This is a genomic window from Pseudomonas sp. NPDC077451 (assembly GCF_044543345.1).
In the GTDB taxonomy this organism is placed as follows: domain Bacteria; phylum Pseudomonadota; class Gammaproteobacteria; order Pseudomonadales; family Pseudomonadaceae; genus Stutzerimonas.
On record NZ_JBITVX010000005.1, the window covers coordinates 183,099 to 201,148 of the forward strand.

The following is an 18,050-nucleotide window of genomic DNA, read 5'->3' on the forward strand; positions in this document are numbered from 1 at the left end:
GCGGGGTCCTTGTCATTGCGACACGACTGTGACAGCCGCAGACTGCAGGCATCTTCCTGAGAGGTGCACCATGGACGCCACTCGCACCATTGCCTGCCTGGTTTACCCCGACGTCATGAGCCTGGATGTGACTGGGCCGATGCAGGTGTTTGCATCAGCCAACGTCGAGCGGCAACGACAGGGGTTGGCCGCCCACTATGCGCTGCTGTTGATTGGCGAACAGGCCGGTCCCTTTGCTACTTCCGCGGGGTTCAAGCTAGTTGCGGACGCCCCGTGGGGCAGCATGGATCCCACGGGGTTGGACACGCTGTTGGTTCCGGGAGGCAGTGGCGTACAGGTGCAGATGCACAACCGCTCGCTGCTGGACTGGCTTCGCGGTGCCGAACCGCAGATACGCCGCCTGGGCTCGGTATGTTCTGGCGCCTTGATTCTGGCCGAAGCCGGGCTATTAAACGGCCGCAAGGCGACCACTCACTGGGCGGACCTTGCCGCCTTGAGTGGATACAGCGCTATTGAGGTACAAGGCGACCGGCTGCATACCTACGACCCGACGGATCGGGAGTCCGCTCACCTGTTCAGCTCGGCGGGCGTCACGGCGGGTATCGACCTTGCACTGGCGCTGGTCGAGGCAGACCTTGGGCGTGCGCTGGCCCTCAGAGTGGCGCAACGACTGGTGATGTTTCTGCGCAGGCCAGGCGGGCAGACCCAGTTCAGCCCGATGCTGGCCGCGCCGACCGGTAGCGTGGCCCGCCTCGCTGAACTGCTCGAGTGGATTCCCGGACACCTGGGCGAAGACCTGTCCATCGAGGCGCTGGCCGAGCAGGCGCACATCACGCCACGCACCCTGTGCCGACTGTTCAACCTGGAGGTTGGCATGGGCCCTGGGCAGTACGTCGAACGCGTACGGCTCGAGGCGGCACGCAACCTGCTGCTCGATGCCCAGGCATCGATCGCGACGGTGGCCCGGCTGACCGGATTCGGCCACCCGGAAAACCTCAGGCGCAGCTTCCAGAAGCATCTTGCAGTCAGCCCACGGGATTTCTTCCAGCGCTTCGGCTAGCGCCCCCTCCAGCTCCCAACTTATCGCTTACGGCAATCCGACTCACTGCCAGGCTCCGCTGTGCCCGCTTTTCATGACAAGGACCGACCCCATGCTTCTACTGTTCAGCAACAGCCAGGTACTCCGCTTGTTCATCGCCCAGGCGCTGTTCTGGTCATGCTCGATGACCGGCATCATCCTGACGTCCATCGTCGGCCTTCACCTGGCACCCATTGCAGACCTGGCGACCCTGCCGCTTGCAGTGCTGATGCTCGGCGGCCTGCTCGCTCTGCAGCCTATTGCGTGGTTGATGCAGCGCCGCGGCCGCACCATAGGCTTTCTCGTTGGCACCCTGGCCGGTGTGCTGGGCGGTCTGACAAGCGCACTGTCGCTCTGGCTGGACAGCTTCACCCTGCTCTGCCTCGGCGCACTGCCCATCGGCGCTTATCAGGCGTCAGCAATGTATTACCGGTTCGCAGCCATGGAGGCGGTGAGTGAAGCCTTAAGGGGCCGAGCCACAGGATGTGTGATCGGCGGCGGCGTGGTCGCTGCGCTGGCTGCACCTGCGCTCGGCGACGCCGCACGCGGCCTGGTATCCGTGCCCTTTGCCGGCGCCTATCTGATGATCGCTGCACTGGCAGCGGTGGGATTCTTCGTCCTGGCAGGACTAAAGAGCAGCCAGGCTAGCGCACCCGTACCGGCAGCCTCCTCTGCGGTGTCCTGGCGTGACCTCCTTGCCCGGCCAGTGGTGAGGGCTGCCGTGTTGACCACGGCTGTGGGGCACGGGCTGATGATTCTTGTGATGAACGCAACGCCCCTGGCAATGCACGGCGAAGGCATGAACCTGCAGGTCAGCGGTCAGGTGATCCAGTGGCACATGCTGGGCATGTTCCTGCCGGCGTTCATCGCCGGGCCGCTGGTGGACAGGCTGGGTAGCAGGATGGTGGCCTGCCTTGGCGGCGGATTGCTTATCGCGAGCGCGGCGGTCGCCCTGCTTGGTGTCAGCCATCTGCATTTTCTGATCAGCAGTTGCCTGCTCGGTATCGGCTGGAATCTGATGCTGGTGGCCGGCACCACGCAGCTGGGACAGGGGCACGGGCCGCAGGAACGGGCACGGGCCCAGGGCTTGATGGAACTCTGTAACGGTAGTGTCGCCGCCGTGATGTCATTCGCCTCGGGTGCATTGATCGCGCAGGCGGGGTGGGCCGCGGTGAACATCGGCATGCTGCCGATCGTCGCGCTGGTACTGCTGGTGCAGCTCGCCGAGGCCTATCGGCAACGGCAGCCAGCGTAAGAGGAGCCTGCGGTCGCTGCATATAAGCAAGGTGCGCTAGCTGCGCGGCCGAATCCCATCGAGTATCAGCGCCTGCAAACTCGTCAGCGCTTCTTCAAAAAACACCGGATCATCCAGCGTTTTGCCTGTAACTGCCTCGATCTGCACGCGGAAGTCGGCGTAGTGCTGCGTCGTGGCCCACAGCGAGAAGATCAGGTGACGGGGATCGACCGGGGCCAGTTTCCCGGCGTCTATCCAGCCCTGGATGACCGCGACCTTGCTCTCGACGAGCTCGCGCAAAGGCTGTTCCAACTCGCCAAGCATCAGCGGCGCGCCCTGCATGACTTCCATGCAGAACAACCGCGACTCGGCAGGATAATCACGGGAAAGCTCCAGTTTGACGCGCAGGTAGCCCTTTATCGCTTCGATCGGGTCCTGGTCCGCAGCAAATGTTTGCAAGGGCTGCAGCCAGACTTCCAGCAACTGCCGCAAAACGCTGACGTAGAGCTCTTCTTTGCTGTCGAAGTAGTACAGCAGATTGGTCTTGGAGACGTCGGCCGCGGTGGCGATCTGATCGAGGCTGGTGCCATACAAGCCAAAGCGGGAGAAAAGGCCGAGTGCGGCATCGATGACGGTCTCACGCTTGCTTTCGATCATGCGCGAACGGCGGTCGACTGCGCTGGCGCTGGGCTCGCGTGCCGAGCCTTTTATCTTGGCGGTCTTGCTGGCAGTCAGGCGTCGGCGTGGTGGTACGGGGGTCTGGTCTGTCACATCGCTACCGGTCGGGCTCAAACGGGCCGCTACTGTAGCGCGAGGCGAACCATGCGCGCAGGAATGCCGACGGTCGACCTTACCGTTGCTCAACGGGCGCAGCGTCAGAGCAGCGCATGGACTGATCTGGCTATCCCACGAATCGCAGACCGCCTTTCAGGCCGACTCACACTCTGTCCTGCGCCTGTTTCAAACGCTGGATGCAATCAAGCGATCACGTGCGGCTGTATGGCTGTGGTTCATATGCACTGGATCGCGAATGTTATGTTATAACTATAGCATTCAATTCGCTGTGCACTTGCCATGACCGAAGCCGAACTCCTCGCCCTCCCTGCCGACGCCTATATGAACGAGGCTCAGCACAATTTCTTCCGTGACTTGCTGCTGCACCAGCGCACGGAGCTGCAGGCGCGCATTGCCGAGGAATTTCAGCTGCTGCGCCACTACGAGCCCAGCAGCGACCCGTCCGACATCGGCACCACCGAAGAACAGCGCCAGTGGCAGCTGCGGCTGCTGGAAAGGGAAAAGAAGCTGCTCGACAAGATCGACGACTCCCTCGATAGCCTGGCCCGGGGCGACTACGGCTGGTGCGCTGAAACCGGCGAGCCCATTGGCCTGAAACGCTTGCTGCTGCGGCCCACTACGACGCTGAGCATCGAAGCCAAAGAGCGCCAGGAACAACGCGAAAAACACCAACGAACCGCCTGAGAGATCGCCATGAACCGCCTCCCCGTCACTGTGCTGTCCGGCTTCCTCGGCGCCGGCAAAAGCACGCTGCTCAATCACATCCTGAAGAACCGTGAAGGTCGCCGCGTCGCGGTCATCGTCAATGACATGAGCGAGATCAACATCGACGGCGCCGAAGTCCAGCGCGACGTCAGCCTCAATCGCGCCGAAGAGAAGCTGGTCGAGATGAGCAACGGTTGCATCTGTTGCACCCTGCGCGAGGACCTGCTTGAAGAGGTTGGCAAGCTCGCCCGCGAGGGCCGCTTCGATTATCTAATGATCGAATCCACCGGCATTTCCGAGCCGCTGCCGGTGGCCGAGACCTTCACCTTTCGCGATGAACAGGGTCAGAGCCTCGCCGACCTTGCACGCCTGGACACCATGGTCACGGTGGTCGATGGGGTCAACTTCCTGCGCGATTTCCACGAAGCCGAGAGCCTGGCAAGCCGCGGCGAAACACTGGGCGAGGACGATGAGCGCTCCATCACTGAGCTGCTGATCGAACAGGTGGAGTTCGCTGACGTCATCCTCATCAGCAAGATCGATCTGATCTCCAGCGCCGAGCGCGAGGAGCTCATCGCGATCCTGGGCCGTCTGAACACCCATGCCGAAATCCTGCCCATGAGCATGGGCAATGTGGCCCTGGCAAAGATCCTCGATACCGGCCGCTTCGATTTCGAGCGCGCCGCCCAGGCGCCGGGCTGGCTCAAGGAAATGCGCGGCGAGCACGTCCCCGAGACCGAGGAATATGGCATTGCCTCGACGGCCTACCTCGCACGACGCCCCTTCCACCCGCAGCGCTTTCACAGCTTCCTTAACCGCGAATGGACCAATGGCCGCCTGCTGCGCTCGAAGGGCTATTTCTGGTTGGCCAGCCGGCCGCAGGAAGCCGGTAGCTGGTCCCAGGCCGGCGGCCTGATGCGCTACGACTATGCTGGGCGCTGGTGGCGCTTCACACCCGAGGCCGAATGGCCGGAAGACGAAGCGTCACGCGCCGCGATCCAGCAAAAATGGACCGACGAATGCGGTGATTGCCGACAGGAATTGGTGTTCATTGGCCAGAACATCGACTTCCACCGCCTGCGCGCAGAACTCGACACCTGCCTGCTCAGCGACTACGAATGGAACCTTGGTCCCGAGCACTGGTTGCGCATGGATGATCCCTTCGCTCCATGGTTCGAGGAGGTCGCATGATGCTGGCGAGCCAATTGCCATGGACATCACCGCAGCAGGTGTTTGGTGACTCGTCTGCTGTGCTCGCCGATGCACTGATCGATGGTGTCAACTTGGCGGCCTGGCAGCGTCAGTTACCGTCTCAAATCGCTCACTTCGCCGGGGTGCTGCTGGCGCTGGACGAGCCCTTGTCCGAATCTCTGACCGTCGAGCCAGACGCAAGCGGCACCGTATCGATGCCATCGTTGGCGGCAGCCTACCGTGGCGTCACCGGTCACAGCGAATTCGTCGCCGATGTAGCGTGGCTTGTCAGCGCCTTCACGTGCCTGCTTGAAGCAAGGCGCATCGGGGTGCGCCTGCGTGTGTTGGACAAGCCCATGTGCCCGCGCTTCCACGTCGATCACGTGCCGCTGCGGTTGATCACCACCTATGCCGGCGCCGGCAGCGAGTGGTTGCACGAAGATGCCATGCCGCGTGACCGTCTGGGCGAGCTGGCTGCTGAACCGCATGACAGCCGAGACATTCAGCAACTGCTAGCAGGTGAAGTCGCGCTCTTCAAAGGCGAGAAATGGGCCGGAAACGAAGGCGCCGGCATCATCCACCGGTCACCCGCTGTGGCTGCCGGGGCGCGTCGGCTGATCCTGACCCTTGATTGGCTGGCATGAAAAAAGGCCGACAGCGGTGCTAATCGGCCCTCGGGATGTAGCTCATTCCGATCAGGCAGCCATCTTCTCGCACTCTTCGGCGCACTGCCGGCAGGCTTCGGCACAGGCCTGGCAGTGGTCCATCTGGTGGCTGCCGCACTCTTCGGCACACTCGCGGCAGGCCTGGGCACAGATACGGCACATCTCCTTGGCCAACTTGCTGTCGCGTGCCATCAACGTGGCGGCGAGCGCGCAGAGGTCCGCGCAGTCGCGATCGAGTTCGATGCAGCGAGCCATCATCTTGACGTCGTCTTCACGCAGGCAGGATGCGGCGCAGGTTTCGCATACGATGGCGCAGTTGGAACAGGCCTGAATGCAAGCCTCGTACTTGGAATTGAGCATTGGGGGTCCTCCAAGGTCGATGTTCGCGAATGGGGTGAGGGCTATCGCCCCGTCATAACATTCGTGCCGGGCACGCCGTCCGAAGTTCAGTTGGATCGACCCAATGGTCCAGTCACCCCATGGCGCGTTGTGCATCAGGACCCAATCGGCGACCGTCGCCGCTACACTCCTCGCCCCCACTGGCCAGTTCCGCTATGCACATGACCTCCACTCTTGCCGCACCTTGCGAATATCAGGAAACCATCCGCAAGAGCCGCTTCCTCGCCAAGGCTGCGCCCGTGTCCAGTGCCGAGGAGGCTCAGGCGTTCATACAGGCGGTCAGCGACGCCAGCGCCACGCATAACTGCTGGGCGTGGAAGGTTGGCAATCAGTACCGTTTCAGTGATGACGGCGAGCCCGGCGGAACGGCCGGGCGGCCCATGCTGACCGCGATCGAAGGGCAGGAGTGCGACCAGGTGGTGGTGGTAGTGATTCGCTGGTTCGGCGGCATACAGCTGGGAACCGGCGGCCTGGCGCGTGCTTACGGCGGCTCAGCGGCGAAATGCCTGCAGGCCGGCGAGCGCGTCGAGCTGGTCGCCCGGGTTCGCTGCAGCTGTCATTGCCGCTTTGCCGAGTTGGCGCTGCTCAAGTCGCGACTGAGCGACTTCGATGCGTTGATCGAAAGCGAAACCTTCGACGCGGAAGGCGCTGAGCTGCAGCTGGCCTTCCCCGCGGCGCAACAACCACAGGTGCAGAAACTGCTGTCCGACATCAGCCGTGGCCGCTCGGAACTGCACACGCTTGACCCTTGAGCATCGTTCCCCGTTGAACTGCGCGATATCAGAGAAGTCCCTATAACAGCGGCACTTGCCGTTGGGTCGGCGCATTCGTGCGTACGTGCCCCAACACAAACGAGTGGAAGTGCCGAGACACGCATTCCGCTGCGAAACAGGAGTCTGATGAATGAAAAGCAAATATAAGTGGCTGATCCCCGGCGCCGTACTGCTCACCACCCTTGGGATGGCAGGCTGCGACGTCGAGAAAACCGAAGAAGGCTCGCTCCCAGACGTTGAAGTCGAAGGCGGCAACATGCCGGAATATGACGTGGATGCGCCAGAAGTGGACGTAGGCACCAAGGAAAAGACCGTCACAGTGCCTGATGTCGATGTCACCATGCCCGACGACGACGAGCCGGACGTTGGTGAACCAGTGGAGCCACGCGTTCCCGCCCCCACTCAGAACTAACAGATAGTAGAGGCGTGCGCCTTATCGGCGCGTCTGCACTCGAAAGCCACGCTGCCCCAGGCAAGCGTGGCTTTTTTTCGTCCGCAGGTTGTCCACCGTTCGTGTGCATCACATTGTGGATAACACTGGGAACAATGCGGCCAGCCCAACGGCGACGCGGCCTGGGCACCTTCGTTCATTTTTTAACCGAAACGCTTTAGCAGCCCGTCGAGATGCGAAAAACCATTGATTATCAAGAATTTTTTACGCTTCAAATCAGCTTGGACAGATGATTTCACGTCGCCACCACGCATCTGTTTTGTTATCCGCAGAACAGGTGGACAAGATTGTGGATAACCGTTGGGCTGAGCGCGCTTAACCGCGCCCGCTCTCGCTTCGGCGAAGTTGCTCATTTTTTGCACAGCTCTTACGGCACGTGACGAACTGAGCGTGCAACGCGGTGACATAAATCCATAAGCGGAAAAACGGTGGGCTGAAGCCCACCCTACCCGCAGCGGCTGGCATCTGACCCTGGGGTCAATCCGGCCAGCGTGATTAAATGCGCCTTTTCCAGATGGGGAATCTCTCATGTACGACTGGCTCAACGCCCTACCGAAAGCCGAGCTTCATCTGCACCTCGAAGGCTCGCTCGAACCCGAGCTGTTGTTTCGCCTGGCTGAACGCAACAAGATCGCCCTCCCCTGGGATAACGTCGACGCGCTGCGCAGCGCCTATAACTTCGGCAACCTGCAGGAGTTTCTCGATCTCTATTACGCTGGCGCCGATGTGCTACGTACCGAGCAGGACTTTTACGACCTGACCTGGGCGTACCTGCAGAAGTGCGAAGAGCAGAACGTCGTGCATACCGAGCCCTTCTACGATCCGCAGACTCACACTGATCGCGGCATCCCCTTCGAAGTCGCGATGCGCGGTATCAGCGGCGCGCTGGCTGACGGCCGCGAGTTGCTTGGCATCAGCAGCGGACTGATCTTGAGCTTCCTGCGCCATCTGCCGGAAGAGGAAGCCTTCAAGACGCTGGAACAGGCGATGCCTTTCCGTGACGCCTTCTTCGCGGTCGGCCTGGACAGTTCCGAAATGGGACATCCACCGAGCAAGTTCGAGCGCGTCTTCGCCAAAGCCCGCGCTGAAGGTTTGCTCGCCGTCGCCCATGCCGGCGAAGAAGGCCCTCCGGAATACATCTGGGAAGCGCTGGACCTGCTCAAGGTCAGCCGCATCGACCACGGCGTGCGGGCGTCCGAGGACCCGAAACTGATCGAGCGCCTGATCGACGAGCAGATTCCACTTACGGTCTGCCCGCTATCGAACACCAAGCTCTGCGTGTTCGACGACATGAGCCAACACAACATCCTGCAGATGCTGGAACAGGGCGTGAAGGTGACGGTGAACTCCGACGACCCGGCCTACTTTGGCGGCTACGTCACCGAGAACTTCATGGCACTGCATGAAAGCCTGGGCATGACCGAGGATCAGGCACGCCGGCTGGCACAGAACAGCCTCGACGCCCGCCTGGCCAAGTAATCGATAAGGGCCGCCGTGGGCGGCCCGTCAGTGGGCGAACGGCGCCAGCTGGATCAGCCGCTGGCATCGCTCAACCAGGTGTTCACGCAACAGCCGCACCCGTTCGCCCAAATGAGCACGATGGGCGCAGATCAGGTTCAGCGGCGTCGGCTCGCCCAGCAGTTCCGGCAACAGCACCACCAGTCGGCCCGACTGCACATCCTGAGCGATGTCCAGCCAGGATTTATACACCACACCCCGCCCTGCCAGCGCCCAGCGGCGCACTACATCGGCATCGTCGCTGACGCGATCACCGCTCACCAGCTGCTCCAGCTCGCGGTGGCGGTCGTCGAGAAAGCACCAGCGCTCATGCACCCGCCCGGCCAGCATGAATCGCAGACAGTTATGGTGAACGAGGTCGGCCAGCGTGCGCGGCGATCCATTGGCCGCCAGGTAGCCCGGCGAAGCGCAGAGCACGCGCCGATTGGCAGCCGCCACCGGGACCGCCACCAGGCTGGAATCTTCCGGCTGGCCATAGCGCAGCGCGATATCGACGGGCTGCCGAAACAGGTCGGCATTGCGATCCGCCAATAACAATCGAAGGCTCAAGAGCGGGTGCTGCAGCTGGAACTCGTCCAGCCAGGGCAGAAGCACATTGCGGCCGAAATCTGACGGCGCTGACAGCTGCAGCGTGCCACTGATGGTCGCTTTACCGCCCGCAAGCAGTTGTTGACCCTCGACCAGGCTCTGCAAGGCCGAACGCGCATGGGGCAAATAGAGCTCGCCTTCGCCCGTCAGCCTCAGGCTCCGGGTCGAACGCACCAGCAAGCGGCAACCCAATTGTGCTTCCAGTCGCTTGAGCGCCGCACTGGCAACGGCCGGGGATAATTCCAGCTGCCGAGCGGCGGCTGACAGGCTCCCCAGTTCAGCGGTCAGTACGAATACCTGTAGGTCATCGCTACGCAGCATTTTCAATATTCCATTGAAAGAGTCTCTGCGAAATATGCGGTTTTTCATCGCAGCGCGAAAGCCGAACATGGCGGTATTCAATGCTCAGCTCTAGAAGGAGAGTCACGATGAAAGCCATCGGCTACCAACAATCCCTGCCAGTCGACGACGTGAACTCACTGATCGACATCGAACTGCCTGATCCCGCACCCGGCCCGCGCGACCTGCTTGTTGAGGTCCGCGCCATTTCGGTGAACCCGGTGGATACCAAGATCCGCATGCGTGTGCAGCCGGAAGCCGGTCAGTATCAGGTGCTCGGCTGGGATGTCGCCGGCGTGGTGCGCGCGGTGGGCAGCGAAGTCACCCTCTTCCAGCCCGGCGATGAGGTGTTCTATGCCGGCGCGCTGGACCGCCCCGGCGCCAACAGCGAGCTGCATCGGGTAGACGAGCGCATCGTCGGCCGTAAGCCCGCAACACTTGATTTCGCGGCCGCAGCGGCGCTGCCGCTGACGTCGATCACCGCCTGGGAACTGCTGTTCGAACGTTTGCAAATCAGCGAAAGCAAAGATGAGCGTGACCAGCGTCTACTCATCGTCGGTGCAGCAGGAGGTGTCGGCTCGATCATGACGCAGCTGGCGCGCCAGCTGACCGGACTGAAGGTAATCGGCACGGCCTCGCGCAGCGAAACCCAGGACTGGGTGCGAGAGCTGGGCGCTCATGAAGTGATCGATCACAGCCAGCCACTGGCCGCCGAGCTGCAACGAGTGGGCATCGCCGACGTCACCCACGTTGCCAGCCTGACCCACACCGACGTGCATCTGGCGCAGATCGTCGAGGCGTTGCAGCCTCAAGGGCGCCTGGCCTTGATCGATGATCCGGCAAGCCTCGACATCAGCCTGCTTAAGCGCAAGAGCCTGTCGCTGCACTGGGAGTTCATGTACACCCGTTCGCTGTACCAGACGCCGGACATGATCGCCCAGCACCAGTTGCTCAACCGGGTCGCCGAGCTGATCGACAGCGGTGTACTCAAAACCACGCAGGGAGAGCACTACGGCACGATCAACGCCGCGAACTTGCGTCGCGCCCATGCTTTCATCGAAAGCGGCAAAGCCAAGGGCAAGGTCGTCCTCGAAGGCTTCTGACCTCTGGTCGGCTGGCGTGCCGCCTCAGGACGAGGCGGACTCCTGGCTGCGCTGCGTAATAGCGATCTGGCCGGTGTACCAGGCCAGACACGCCGCCAGGCCGGCACATACAGTGATTGCCAGGGCCATCGGCACCGCGGTGCCGTTATGCATCCAACCCACTGCTGCCGATGCAAAGGCAGCGACGCAGAACTGCATGCTGCCCATCAAGGCCGACGCCAGCCCCGCCTGCTTGCCCTGCTTTGCCATGGCACAAGCAGTCGCGTTGGGCAGGATGCTGCCAAGGCTCGCCAGCCCGGCGAACAAGGGGATCAGCAACGGCCACAGCGCATCGGGCTCGCTCAGTGCGATTAGCAGCAACGCCGCGCCGCAAGCGAAGTAGAACCAAACCAGGCGCCTTAACCAGAAACCCGGACCGCGCAAGCGCAACAGCCGTGCATTGATCTGCGAAACGAGGATGAATCCAGCCGCATTGCTGCCGAACAGCCATCCGTAGTGCTCGGCCGGAACGCCATAAAGCTCGATGAAGACGAAGGGCGACCCGGCGATATAGGCGAACATGCCCGCCATGGCTACACCGCCGGAGAGCGCGAAGGCGATGAATTCGCCGTCACGAAACAACGCGACGTAGCGCCCGAAGGTACCGCTCAGGGGGTGTTTGGGCGCATCGGCCGGCAAGGTCTCCGGTAGCCGCATCGCGACCGCAACGCCGCACAGCGCACTGAATATCGTCAGCGAGACGAAGATCGCCTGCCAGCCAAAGGCGTTCATCAACAGCCCACCCGCCAGTGGTGCGAGGATCGGCGCCAGCCCCATCACCAGCATCAGTTGGGAAAAGACTTTGGCGCCCTGGACCGGATCGCAGCTGTCACGCACAACCGCACGGGTCACCACGATGCCTGCACAGCCACCCAGCGCCTGGACGAAGCGCGCGGCGATCAGCCAGTCCAGCGACGGCGCGAACGCGCACGCCAGCGACGCCAGAGTAAACAGCGTCACGCCCACCAACAGCGGCCAGCGCCGGCCGTACCGATCCGCCAGGGGCCCATAGATCAACTGACCAAGGGCCAGGCCGATAAAGTAAGCCGCCAGCGACAGCTGAACGTGTTCTACGTCTGTGGCAAAAGCGCGCGCAATCGAGGGGAACGCTGGGAGATAGAAGTCGATGGCCAGCGGGCCAAAGGCGCTAAGAGCACCCAGAATGAGCAAAATCGGAAGGGGCATGGAGAGAACTCGCGAAGCGGAAAAGCCGAAACGTCAACGCGCAGGGAAGCCGCGGTAGAGATCGATCATTTACAGAGAAGGTCAGATGCTGTTACATACACAGACGATTGTAAACATCCAAAGTTGCAGAAGTTGAAGGACGAACTCCGCATCGCCCGCCCGCCAAGGCCTTATTCAATGCAGCGTCAGGCTGCCGTAGCTCTCACATGCGAAGAACCAAAGAAGACGCCGAAAAGACCCGTATCGCTCTGCTCGCCTCTGCCGAGCGGCTATTTCTCGACAAGGGTGTGGCGCATACCAGCCTGGATCAGATTGCCCGCGACGCCGGGGTGACTCGCGGCGCTGTGTATTGGCATTTCCAGAACAAGGCACATCTGTTTCATGAAATGCTCAACCAGGTTCGCCTGCCGCCGGAGCAAATGGCCGAGCGACTCTGCAGTTGCACCCAGCAGCAGCCGTTGCGAGCGCTGCATGAACTCTGCATCGAAGGCATCAGTGCACTGGGCCGGGACGAGCAGAAGCGCCGTGTGATGACCATTCTTCTGCACCGCTGCGAATTCACGGAAGAACTGCGCGAAGCGGAAGAACGCCACCACGCGTTCATCAATCTGTTTATCGAGCTATGCGAGAAACTGCTGGAGAGTGCCGCCGACAGTCTCTATCCAGGCATCACGCCAAAACTGGCCGCGCGCACCTTGCACGCGCTGATCGTCGGTGTGTTCAGCGACTGGACCCGCGACCCAACCCTGTTCGATCCGGAAAAGGATTGCGCTGCCCTGATTGACCCGGTATTCCGTGGCTTGGTCAAGGACTGGGACAGTTCCGTCGCCCACTGACCTATCGCATAAAAAAGCGGCAGCACCGGCTGCCGCGTATCGCGTCACTGAACCTGATAGCCCTCTTCTTCAATGGCCTCGCGGATAGCCGCCTCGTCCAGCCCAGCCTCCACTCGCACCACACCTGCCTCAAGATCCACATCAACTTTGGCACTGGGATCTCGGGACTGAATCGCCTGGGTCACGGCGCGCTGGCAATGCGCGCAAGTCATGCCTGTCACGTTGAACGTATGCATCAGGTGCTCCTCTCGTTTATTGACGACTTCAGCATGCTCAACCTTGCCATACTGATAAGGTCAATAGACTGGCTGCGACAACCTGTTACTCGACTTGACCTTCCCATAAGGTGAAGGTTGATCCTCATCGGCATCAGGCCCATTCGGAGCGAACCATGACCAGCGCAACCTACACTTTGCCTATTACCGGCATGACCTGCGCCAGCTGCGCCGGGCGGGTCGAACGCGCCCTGCTGAAGGTGCCCGGGGTCGACAATGCGGCGGTGAACCTCGCCGCCGAGCAGGTCCGCGTGCAAACCCATGAAGGCGATATCGCCGCGCTAATACAAGCCGTGGAAAAGGCAGGTTACGGCGTGCCGGTGCAGACGCTGGAGCTGGCTATCGAAGGCATGACCTGCGCCAGCTGCGCCGGCCGTATCGAGCGCGCCCTGCTCAAAGTACCGGGCGTACGCAGCGCGTCGGTGAACCTGGCCAGCGAACGCGCACGCATCGAGGTGCTCGGCGCGGTAGACGCAACGGTACTGATCCAGGCCGTCGAAGCAGCCGGCTACAAGGCACAGGCCAGCAGCGATAACGAGCCCGCCACGGACACGAGCGACAGCCGTCTGCGCCGCGAACGCTGGGCAGTGATCGCCGCGTTGCTGCTGGCCGCGCCGCTGGTGATCCCGATGTTCGGTGACCTGCTGGGGCTGCATTGGATGCTGCCACCCTGGATTCAATTCCTGCTCGCCACACCTGTGCAATTCATCCTCGGGGCGCGTTTTTATGTGGCCGGCTGGAAAGCCGTGCGCGCTGGCGCCGGCAACATGGATTTGCTGGTTGCGATCGGCACCAGCGCCGGTTACGGCTTGAGCCTCTACCAGTGGTGGGCCGCTGAGGCCGGGCAGATGCCGCATCTATATTTCGAAGCGTCTGCTGTGGTGATCGCCCTCGTCCTGTTGGGCAAGTATCTGGAAAGCCGCGCCAAACGTCAGACCAGCGCGGCTATTCGTGCGCTGGAGGCGCTCAGGCCGGATCGCGCCTTACGGGTAGTCGACGGCCTTGAAGAGGACGTTGCGATCGCCGCCCTGCGCCTGGACGACCTGGTACTGGTCAAGCCTGGCGAGCGCTTCCCGGTGGACGGCGAGGTGGTCGAAGGTGAGAGCCAGGCCGATGAAGCCCTGATCAGCGGTGAAAGCCTGCCGGTAAACAAGGGGCCGGGCGACCGCATCACCGGTGGCGCGATCAACGGCGAAGGACGCTTGCTGGTGCGCACCACGGCCCTCGGCGGCGAAACGGTACTGGCGCGCATCATTCGGTTGGTGGAGGACGCTCAGGCGGCCAAAGCGCCCATTCAGAAGCTGGTGGACAAGGTCAGCCAGGTCTTCGTCCCGGCCGTATTGGTCATCGCCCTTATGACGGTCGCCGGCTGGCTGTTTGTCGGCGCTCCGGCCGAAGTTGCGTTGATCAACGCGGTTGCGGTGCTGGTGATCGCCTGCCCCTGTGCCTTAGGCCTTGCTACACCTGCGGCGATCATGGCGGGCACCGGCGTCGCCGCACGCCACGGCATTCTGATCAAGGACGCCGAGGCGCTGGAAGTCGCCCACGCCGTGACAGCCGTCGCCTTCGACAAGACCGGCACACTCACCTCCGGCAAGCCACGCGTTGTGCATCTGCATGCCGTGGACGGCGACGAAGCCACGCTGTTGCAACAGGCCGGTGCACTGCAACGCGGCAGCGAACATCCACTCGCTCAGGCAGTGCTCGACCGTTGCGCGGAACAAGGCATTACGGTCGCCGACGTTGAGCGCAGCCAGTCGCTAACCGGACGCGGCATCTCGGGCGACCTTGACGGTCGCTCGCTGGCGCTGGGTAATCGCAGGCTGATGGACGACAGCGGCCTGCAACCGGGCGAGCTGGCGGGCAAAGCCGAAGCTTGGGAAAGCGAAGGCCGCACACTGTCCTGGCTGATCGAGACTGCGCCGCAACCTCGCGTGCTCGGCCTGTTCGCCTTTGGCGACAGCCTCAAAGAAGGCGCCGCTGAAGCAATCGCAGCGCTCAACGCTCGGCATATTCGCAGCCATTTGATCACTGGTGACAACCGCGGCAGTGCGCGCGTTGTGGCTGAGGCGTTGCAGATCGACAGCGTGCATGCCGAAGTGCTGCCGGCCGACAAGGCGGCCACGGTCGCCGAGCTGAAAAAAGGCGGCGCGGTGGTGGCGATGGTCGGCGACGGCATCAACGATGCGCCAGCGCTGGCCGCTGCCGACGTCGGTATTGCCATGGGCGGCGGGACCGATGTGGCCATGCATGCCGCCGGCATCACACTGATGCGCGGCGATCCTCGCCTGGTGCCCGCTGCACTGGAGATCAGCCGCCGCACCTACCGCAAGATCCAGCAGAACCTGTTCTGGGCGTTCATCTACAACCTGGTCGGTATTCCGTTGGCAGCGTTCGGCTTTCTCAGCCCGGTGGTGGCAGGCGCGGCGATGGCGCTGTCGAGCGTCAGCGTGGTCAGCAACGCATTGCTGCTCAAGCGTTGGGAGCCGAAGGAATAACGTGCCGCCGCGCGTGGGCTGTGGTCGGCGGAATGCGATGGAGCACCGTGCCGACCCAGCCCACAACAGCCTCACACCGATTCGTCTGGATGCGCACATGAACATTGGCCAAGCAGCAAAGAAAAGCGGGTTGTCGGCGAAGATGATTCGCTACTACGAGTCCATCGACCTGATCTCCCCCGCCGGACGCAGCGCCAACGGCTACCGCCACTATGGCGAAGAAGACCTGCACCGCCTTGCCTTCATCAAGCGCTCGCGCGATATGGGCTTCTCATTGGAGGAAGTGAGCAGGCTACTTACGCTCTGGCAGGACCGCCATCGCGCCAGCGCTGACGTTAAGTCCCTGGCCGGCGCGCATATCGATGCGCTCAATCAGAAGATCGCTGAACTGGTGGGGTTACGCGACACCCTGCAAGAGCTGGTCGACACCTGTCAGGGCGACGACCGGCCGGATTGCCCGATCCTCAAGGACCTTGAGTCTGGCGGCTGTTGCTCTTAGCGTCACTCTCGATGAGCCGCTAGCACGGTGACAGACGCCCGATGCCCGCCCCAGATGCAACGAGGCCAGGCATTGCGACTGGCCTCGTGGTGAATCGTTTGCGCGATCAGCTTGCCTGCGTCTGCAGATAATTCTGCAAGCCGATACGATCGATCATCCCGAGCTGCTGCTCCAGCCAGTAGGCGTGATCCTCCTCGGTGTCCATCAGCTGCAATTCTAGAATTTCACGCGTCTGGTAATCGCCATGCTGCTCGGCCAGCGTGATGCCTTTGGCCAAGGCTTCGCGCACCTTGTATTCGAGTGCCAGATCGGCTCGCAACATCTCAGGGACCGTTTGGCCTGGATGCATCGCCTCGGGCGTCATGTCCGGAGTGCCTTCTAGGAACAGGATGCGTTTGAGCAGCGCGTCGGCGTGCTGGGTTTCCTCTTCCATCTCGTGATTGATGCGCTCGTAGAGCTTGGTGAAGCCCCAATCGGCATACATCCGCGAGTGCAGGAAATACTGATCGCGCGCCGCCAGCTCCCCACGCAGCAGTTCTTTCAGATATTCGATGACCTGTGGCTGACCTTGCATTGCGACTCTCTCCTGCACTGACATTTTGAACGCCGGGCAATGATACGCCCAATCGGCGGCAGATTGACCGAAGCCCCATTGCCGCAGGCAAAATCGGCTGACCAGCGGGTCACTTCAGCATAGGTCGAACTCCCGAGCCAGAGCGGGGTTCTACTGGTTCTGTCGCGGCGTTTCGCACTGCACCGCGATCTTGCTCGCCCCTATCGTCCAGGAGAACGGATGCCGCTTTTATCGTCGAGAGGCCACTCACCGCATATCAATATCACCGCTTCGATCTGCATGTTGCTGGCGCTGTCGGGCTGCTCCGAGGACACGAAACCTGCGCAAGTCCCGCCACGCGTCGCTTTCGTCGAGCCCCTGCAGCGCATTGATAACGGCCCCGAGGCGCTGCGCTTTCCGGGGGTGGTCGATAGCGTGACCAGCACGCAGCTGGCATTTCAGGTGCCGGGCCGCGTCGAGCAGATCCTCGTCGACGAGGGCGAACGCGTTGAAAAAGGTCAGCCGGTGGCCAAGCTCGATGACACCGACTACGAGCTGCAACTGCGCGAAGCCGAGGCACGGCTGCGCCAGCTGGAAGCAGATCTGACCCGCAAACGCGCCCTTTTGGCCGAGGGGATTCTCGCTCCGGCCGCGGTCGAACCCCTGCAGGCCAATGTGGTGGCGGCGCGGGTCGCCCGTGACAGCGCCCTTCGTAACGTCAATCACAGCACGCTGGAGGCACCGTTCGATGGCGTGGTCGCGCGGCGCCTGGTCGAACCGGACATGGTGGTCGCAACGGGCTCGCCCGTACTGGAACTGCAGAACAACCAGCACATCGAGGTCGCGGTCGACTTGCCAGAGAGTGCGGCGCTGAGCATTCCTCTGAACAGCACATTGGAGGCCGTGGGCGAGCTGGTCATCGCCGACCTGACCCTGCCACTGGCCTACAAAGAACACAGCACCCAGCCTCGCGAGGGCTCACGCACCTACAATCTGACATTGCAGGGCGAGCCGCCGGCGGACTACAACCTGCTGCCGGGAATGGCCATGCGGGTTCGCCTCCAGCGGCCTGCCGCCTCGCAAAGCGATACGCCGCCGCGTTTTCGCCTGCCGCTCAACGCCGTGCAAACAGCGCCGAACGGCAGCCATTACCTCTGGTTAGCGGTTGACGGCCATGCCCAGCGCCAGGACTTGCAGCTCGAGCGCATCGAAAACGATCACGCGGTGGTCAGCGGCGAGCTGAACAACGACATGCTGGTGGTGGTGGCGGGCGGCAGCAAGCTATCGGAAGACCAGCCGATCAAAGCCGAACGGCGGAAGTAAGCG

Annotated in this window: 20 protein-coding genes; 13 read left to right on the forward strand and 7 right to left on the reverse strand. The window is 62.3% G+C overall.

Annotation, left to right across the window (positions count from 1 at the left end; genetic code table 11):
• Nucleotides 1-70: 70 nt before the first annotated feature.
• Both ACIGHL_RS10735 and ACIGHL_RS10740 read left to right on the forward strand, forming a co-directional pair.
• A complete protein-coding gene (locus ACIGHL_RS10735; RefSeq protein WP_446697540.1) occupies nt 71-1,060 on the forward strand; it encodes a GlxA family transcriptional regulator in 990 nt (329 codons plus the stop codon).
• 91 nt (nt 1,061-1,151) lie between these two features.
• Nucleotides 1,152-2,333, forward strand: a complete 1,182-nt coding sequence (locus ACIGHL_RS10740) for an MFS transporter (RefSeq protein ID WP_446697539.1) — start codon at nt 1,152-1,154, stop codon at nt 2,331-2,333.
• 36 nt (nt 2,334-2,369) lie between these two features.
• On the opposite strand, the gene rutR is transcribed toward ACIGHL_RS10740, so the two are convergent.
• Nucleotides 2,370-3,047, reverse strand: a complete 678-nt coding sequence (gene rutR / locus ACIGHL_RS10745; RefSeq protein ID WP_446697548.1) for an HTH-type transcriptional regulator RutR — start codon at nt 3,045-3,047, stop codon at nt 2,370-2,372.
• 339 nt (nt 3,048-3,386) lie between these two features.
• On the opposite strand from rutR, the gene dksA reads away from it, so the two are divergent.
• Genes dksA through ACIGHL_RS10760 form a run of 3 tightly spaced genes read left to right on the forward strand, consistent with a single transcriptional unit; the run spans nt 3,387 to nt 5,647 of the window.
• The gene (gene dksA / locus ACIGHL_RS10750) at nt 3,387-3,791 is read left to right on the forward strand and encodes an RNA polymerase-binding protein DksA (protein ID WP_446697538.1); all 405 of its coding nucleotides are present in this window, start codon (nt 3,387-3,389) and stop codon (nt 3,789-3,791) included.
• Between the two features lie 9 nt (nt 3,792-3,800).
• The gene (gene zigA / locus ACIGHL_RS10755) at nt 3,801-5,003 is read left to right on the forward strand and encodes a zinc metallochaperone GTPase ZigA (protein ID WP_446697537.1); all 1,203 of its coding nucleotides are present in this window, start codon (nt 3,801-3,803) and stop codon (nt 5,001-5,003) included.
• Entirely contained in the window at nt 5,003-5,647 is a 645-nt protein-coding gene (locus tag ACIGHL_RS10760; RefSeq protein ID WP_128120174.1) for a DUF1826 domain-containing protein, read from the forward strand. Before zigA ends, ACIGHL_RS10760 begins: the two co-directional genes overlap by 1 nt.
• 51 nt (nt 5,648-5,698) lie before the next feature.
• On the opposite strand, the gene ACIGHL_RS10765 is transcribed toward ACIGHL_RS10760, so the two are convergent.
• A complete protein-coding gene (locus ACIGHL_RS10765) occupies nt 5,699-6,028 on the reverse strand; it encodes a four-helix bundle copper-binding protein (protein WP_128120113.1) in 330 nt (109 codons plus the stop codon).
• Between the two features lie 200 nt (nt 6,029-6,228).
• Here ACIGHL_RS10765 and ACIGHL_RS10770 point away from each other — a divergent pair, with 200 nt between their 5' ends.
• Both ACIGHL_RS10770 and ACIGHL_RS10775 read left to right on the forward strand, forming a co-directional pair.
• Nucleotides 6,229-6,819: an IMPACT family protein gene (locus ACIGHL_RS10770; RefSeq protein WP_128120114.1), complete on the forward strand. Its 591-nt coding sequence runs from the start codon at nt 6,229-6,231 to the stop codon at nt 6,817-6,819.
• Between the two features lie 151 nt (nt 6,820-6,970).
• Nucleotides 6,971-7,252: a hypothetical protein gene (locus ACIGHL_RS10775; protein WP_045424533.1), complete on the forward strand. Its 282-nt coding sequence runs from the start codon at nt 6,971-6,973 to the stop codon at nt 7,250-7,252.
• Nucleotides 7,253-7,434: 182 nt separating this feature from the next.
• On the opposite strand, the gene ACIGHL_RS10780 is transcribed toward ACIGHL_RS10775, so the two are convergent.
• On the reverse strand, nt 7,435-7,644 hold the full coding sequence (locus ACIGHL_RS10780) for a hypothetical protein (protein ID WP_128120115.1): 210 nt from the start codon (nt 7,642-7,644) through the stop codon (nt 7,435-7,437).
• A 175-nt stretch (nt 7,645-7,819) separates the two neighbouring features.
• On the opposite strand from ACIGHL_RS10780, the gene ACIGHL_RS10785 reads away from it, so the two are divergent.
• The gene (locus ACIGHL_RS10785) at nt 7,820-8,770 is read left to right on the forward strand and encodes an adenosine deaminase (protein ID WP_128120116.1); all 951 of its coding nucleotides are present in this window, start codon (nt 7,820-7,822) and stop codon (nt 8,768-8,770) included.
• Between the two features lie 27 nt (nt 8,771-8,797).
• Here ACIGHL_RS10785 and ACIGHL_RS10790 read toward each other — a convergent pair whose 3' ends face one another.
• Nucleotides 8,798-9,718, reverse strand: coding sequence for a LysR family transcriptional regulator (locus ACIGHL_RS10790; protein WP_128120117.1), 921 nt, complete (start codon nt 9,716-9,718; stop codon nt 8,798-8,800).
• Between the two features lie 107 nt (nt 9,719-9,825).
• Between ACIGHL_RS10790 and ACIGHL_RS10795 the strand changes: the two genes are divergently transcribed.
• Entirely contained in the window at nt 9,826-10,839 is a 1,014-nt protein-coding gene (locus ACIGHL_RS10795) for a zinc-binding alcohol dehydrogenase family protein (protein ID WP_128120118.1), read from the forward strand.
• Nucleotides 10,840-10,863: 24 nt separating this feature from the next.
• Here ACIGHL_RS10795 and ACIGHL_RS10800 read toward each other — a convergent pair whose 3' ends face one another.
• Complete coding sequence (locus ACIGHL_RS10800) at nt 10,864-12,063, reverse strand: Bcr/CflA family multidrug efflux MFS transporter (protein ID WP_128120119.1); 1,200 nt, start codon at nt 12,061-12,063, stop codon at nt 10,864-10,866.
• Nucleotides 12,064-12,269: 206 nt separating this feature from the next.
• On the opposite strand from ACIGHL_RS10800, the gene ACIGHL_RS10805 reads away from it, so the two are divergent.
• Nucleotides 12,270-12,899 (forward strand): TetR family transcriptional regulator, encoded by a 630-nt coding sequence (locus tag ACIGHL_RS10805; RefSeq protein WP_045424521.1) that lies wholly within the window; start codon nt 12,270-12,272, stop codon nt 12,897-12,899.
• Between the two features lie 44 nt (nt 12,900-12,943).
• Here the strand turns inward: ACIGHL_RS10805 and ACIGHL_RS10810 are convergent, their stop codons facing one another.
• The gene (locus tag ACIGHL_RS10810) at nt 12,944-13,135 is read right to left on the reverse strand and encodes a heavy-metal-associated domain-containing protein (protein ID WP_128120120.1); all 192 of its coding nucleotides are present in this window, start codon (nt 13,133-13,135) and stop codon (nt 12,944-12,946) included.
• A 155-nt stretch (nt 13,136-13,290) separates the two neighbouring features.
• Here ACIGHL_RS10810 and ACIGHL_RS10815 point away from each other — a divergent pair, with 155 nt between their 5' ends.
• Together ACIGHL_RS10815 and cueR are read left to right on the forward strand one after the other, a co-directional pair.
• On the forward strand, nt 13,291-15,672 hold the full coding sequence (locus ACIGHL_RS10815; protein ID WP_128120121.1) for a heavy metal translocating P-type ATPase: 2,382 nt from the start codon (nt 13,291-13,293) through the stop codon (nt 15,670-15,672).
• A 97-nt stretch (nt 15,673-15,769) separates the two neighbouring features.
• Nucleotides 15,770-16,171 carry a Cu(I)-responsive transcriptional regulator gene (gene cueR, locus ACIGHL_RS10820; RefSeq protein WP_128120175.1) on the forward strand — a complete coding sequence of 134 codons (402 nt, stop codon included), beginning with the start codon at nt 15,770-15,772 and terminating at the stop codon, nt 16,169-16,171.
• A gap of 106 nt (nt 16,172-16,277) precedes the next feature.
• Here cueR and bfr read toward each other — a convergent pair whose 3' ends face one another.
• Complete coding sequence (gene bfr, locus ACIGHL_RS10825) at nt 16,278-16,745, reverse strand: bacterioferritin (RefSeq protein ID WP_045424510.1); 468 nt, start codon at nt 16,743-16,745, stop codon at nt 16,278-16,280.
• A 219-nt stretch (nt 16,746-16,964) separates the two neighbouring features.
• Here bfr and ACIGHL_RS10830 point away from each other — a divergent pair, with 219 nt between their 5' ends.
• Nucleotides 16,965-18,047 (forward strand): efflux RND transporter periplasmic adaptor subunit, encoded by a 1,083-nt coding sequence (locus tag ACIGHL_RS10830; protein WP_446697536.1) that lies wholly within the window; start codon nt 16,965-16,967, stop codon nt 18,045-18,047.
• Nucleotides 18,048-18,050 lie beyond the last annotated feature (3 nt).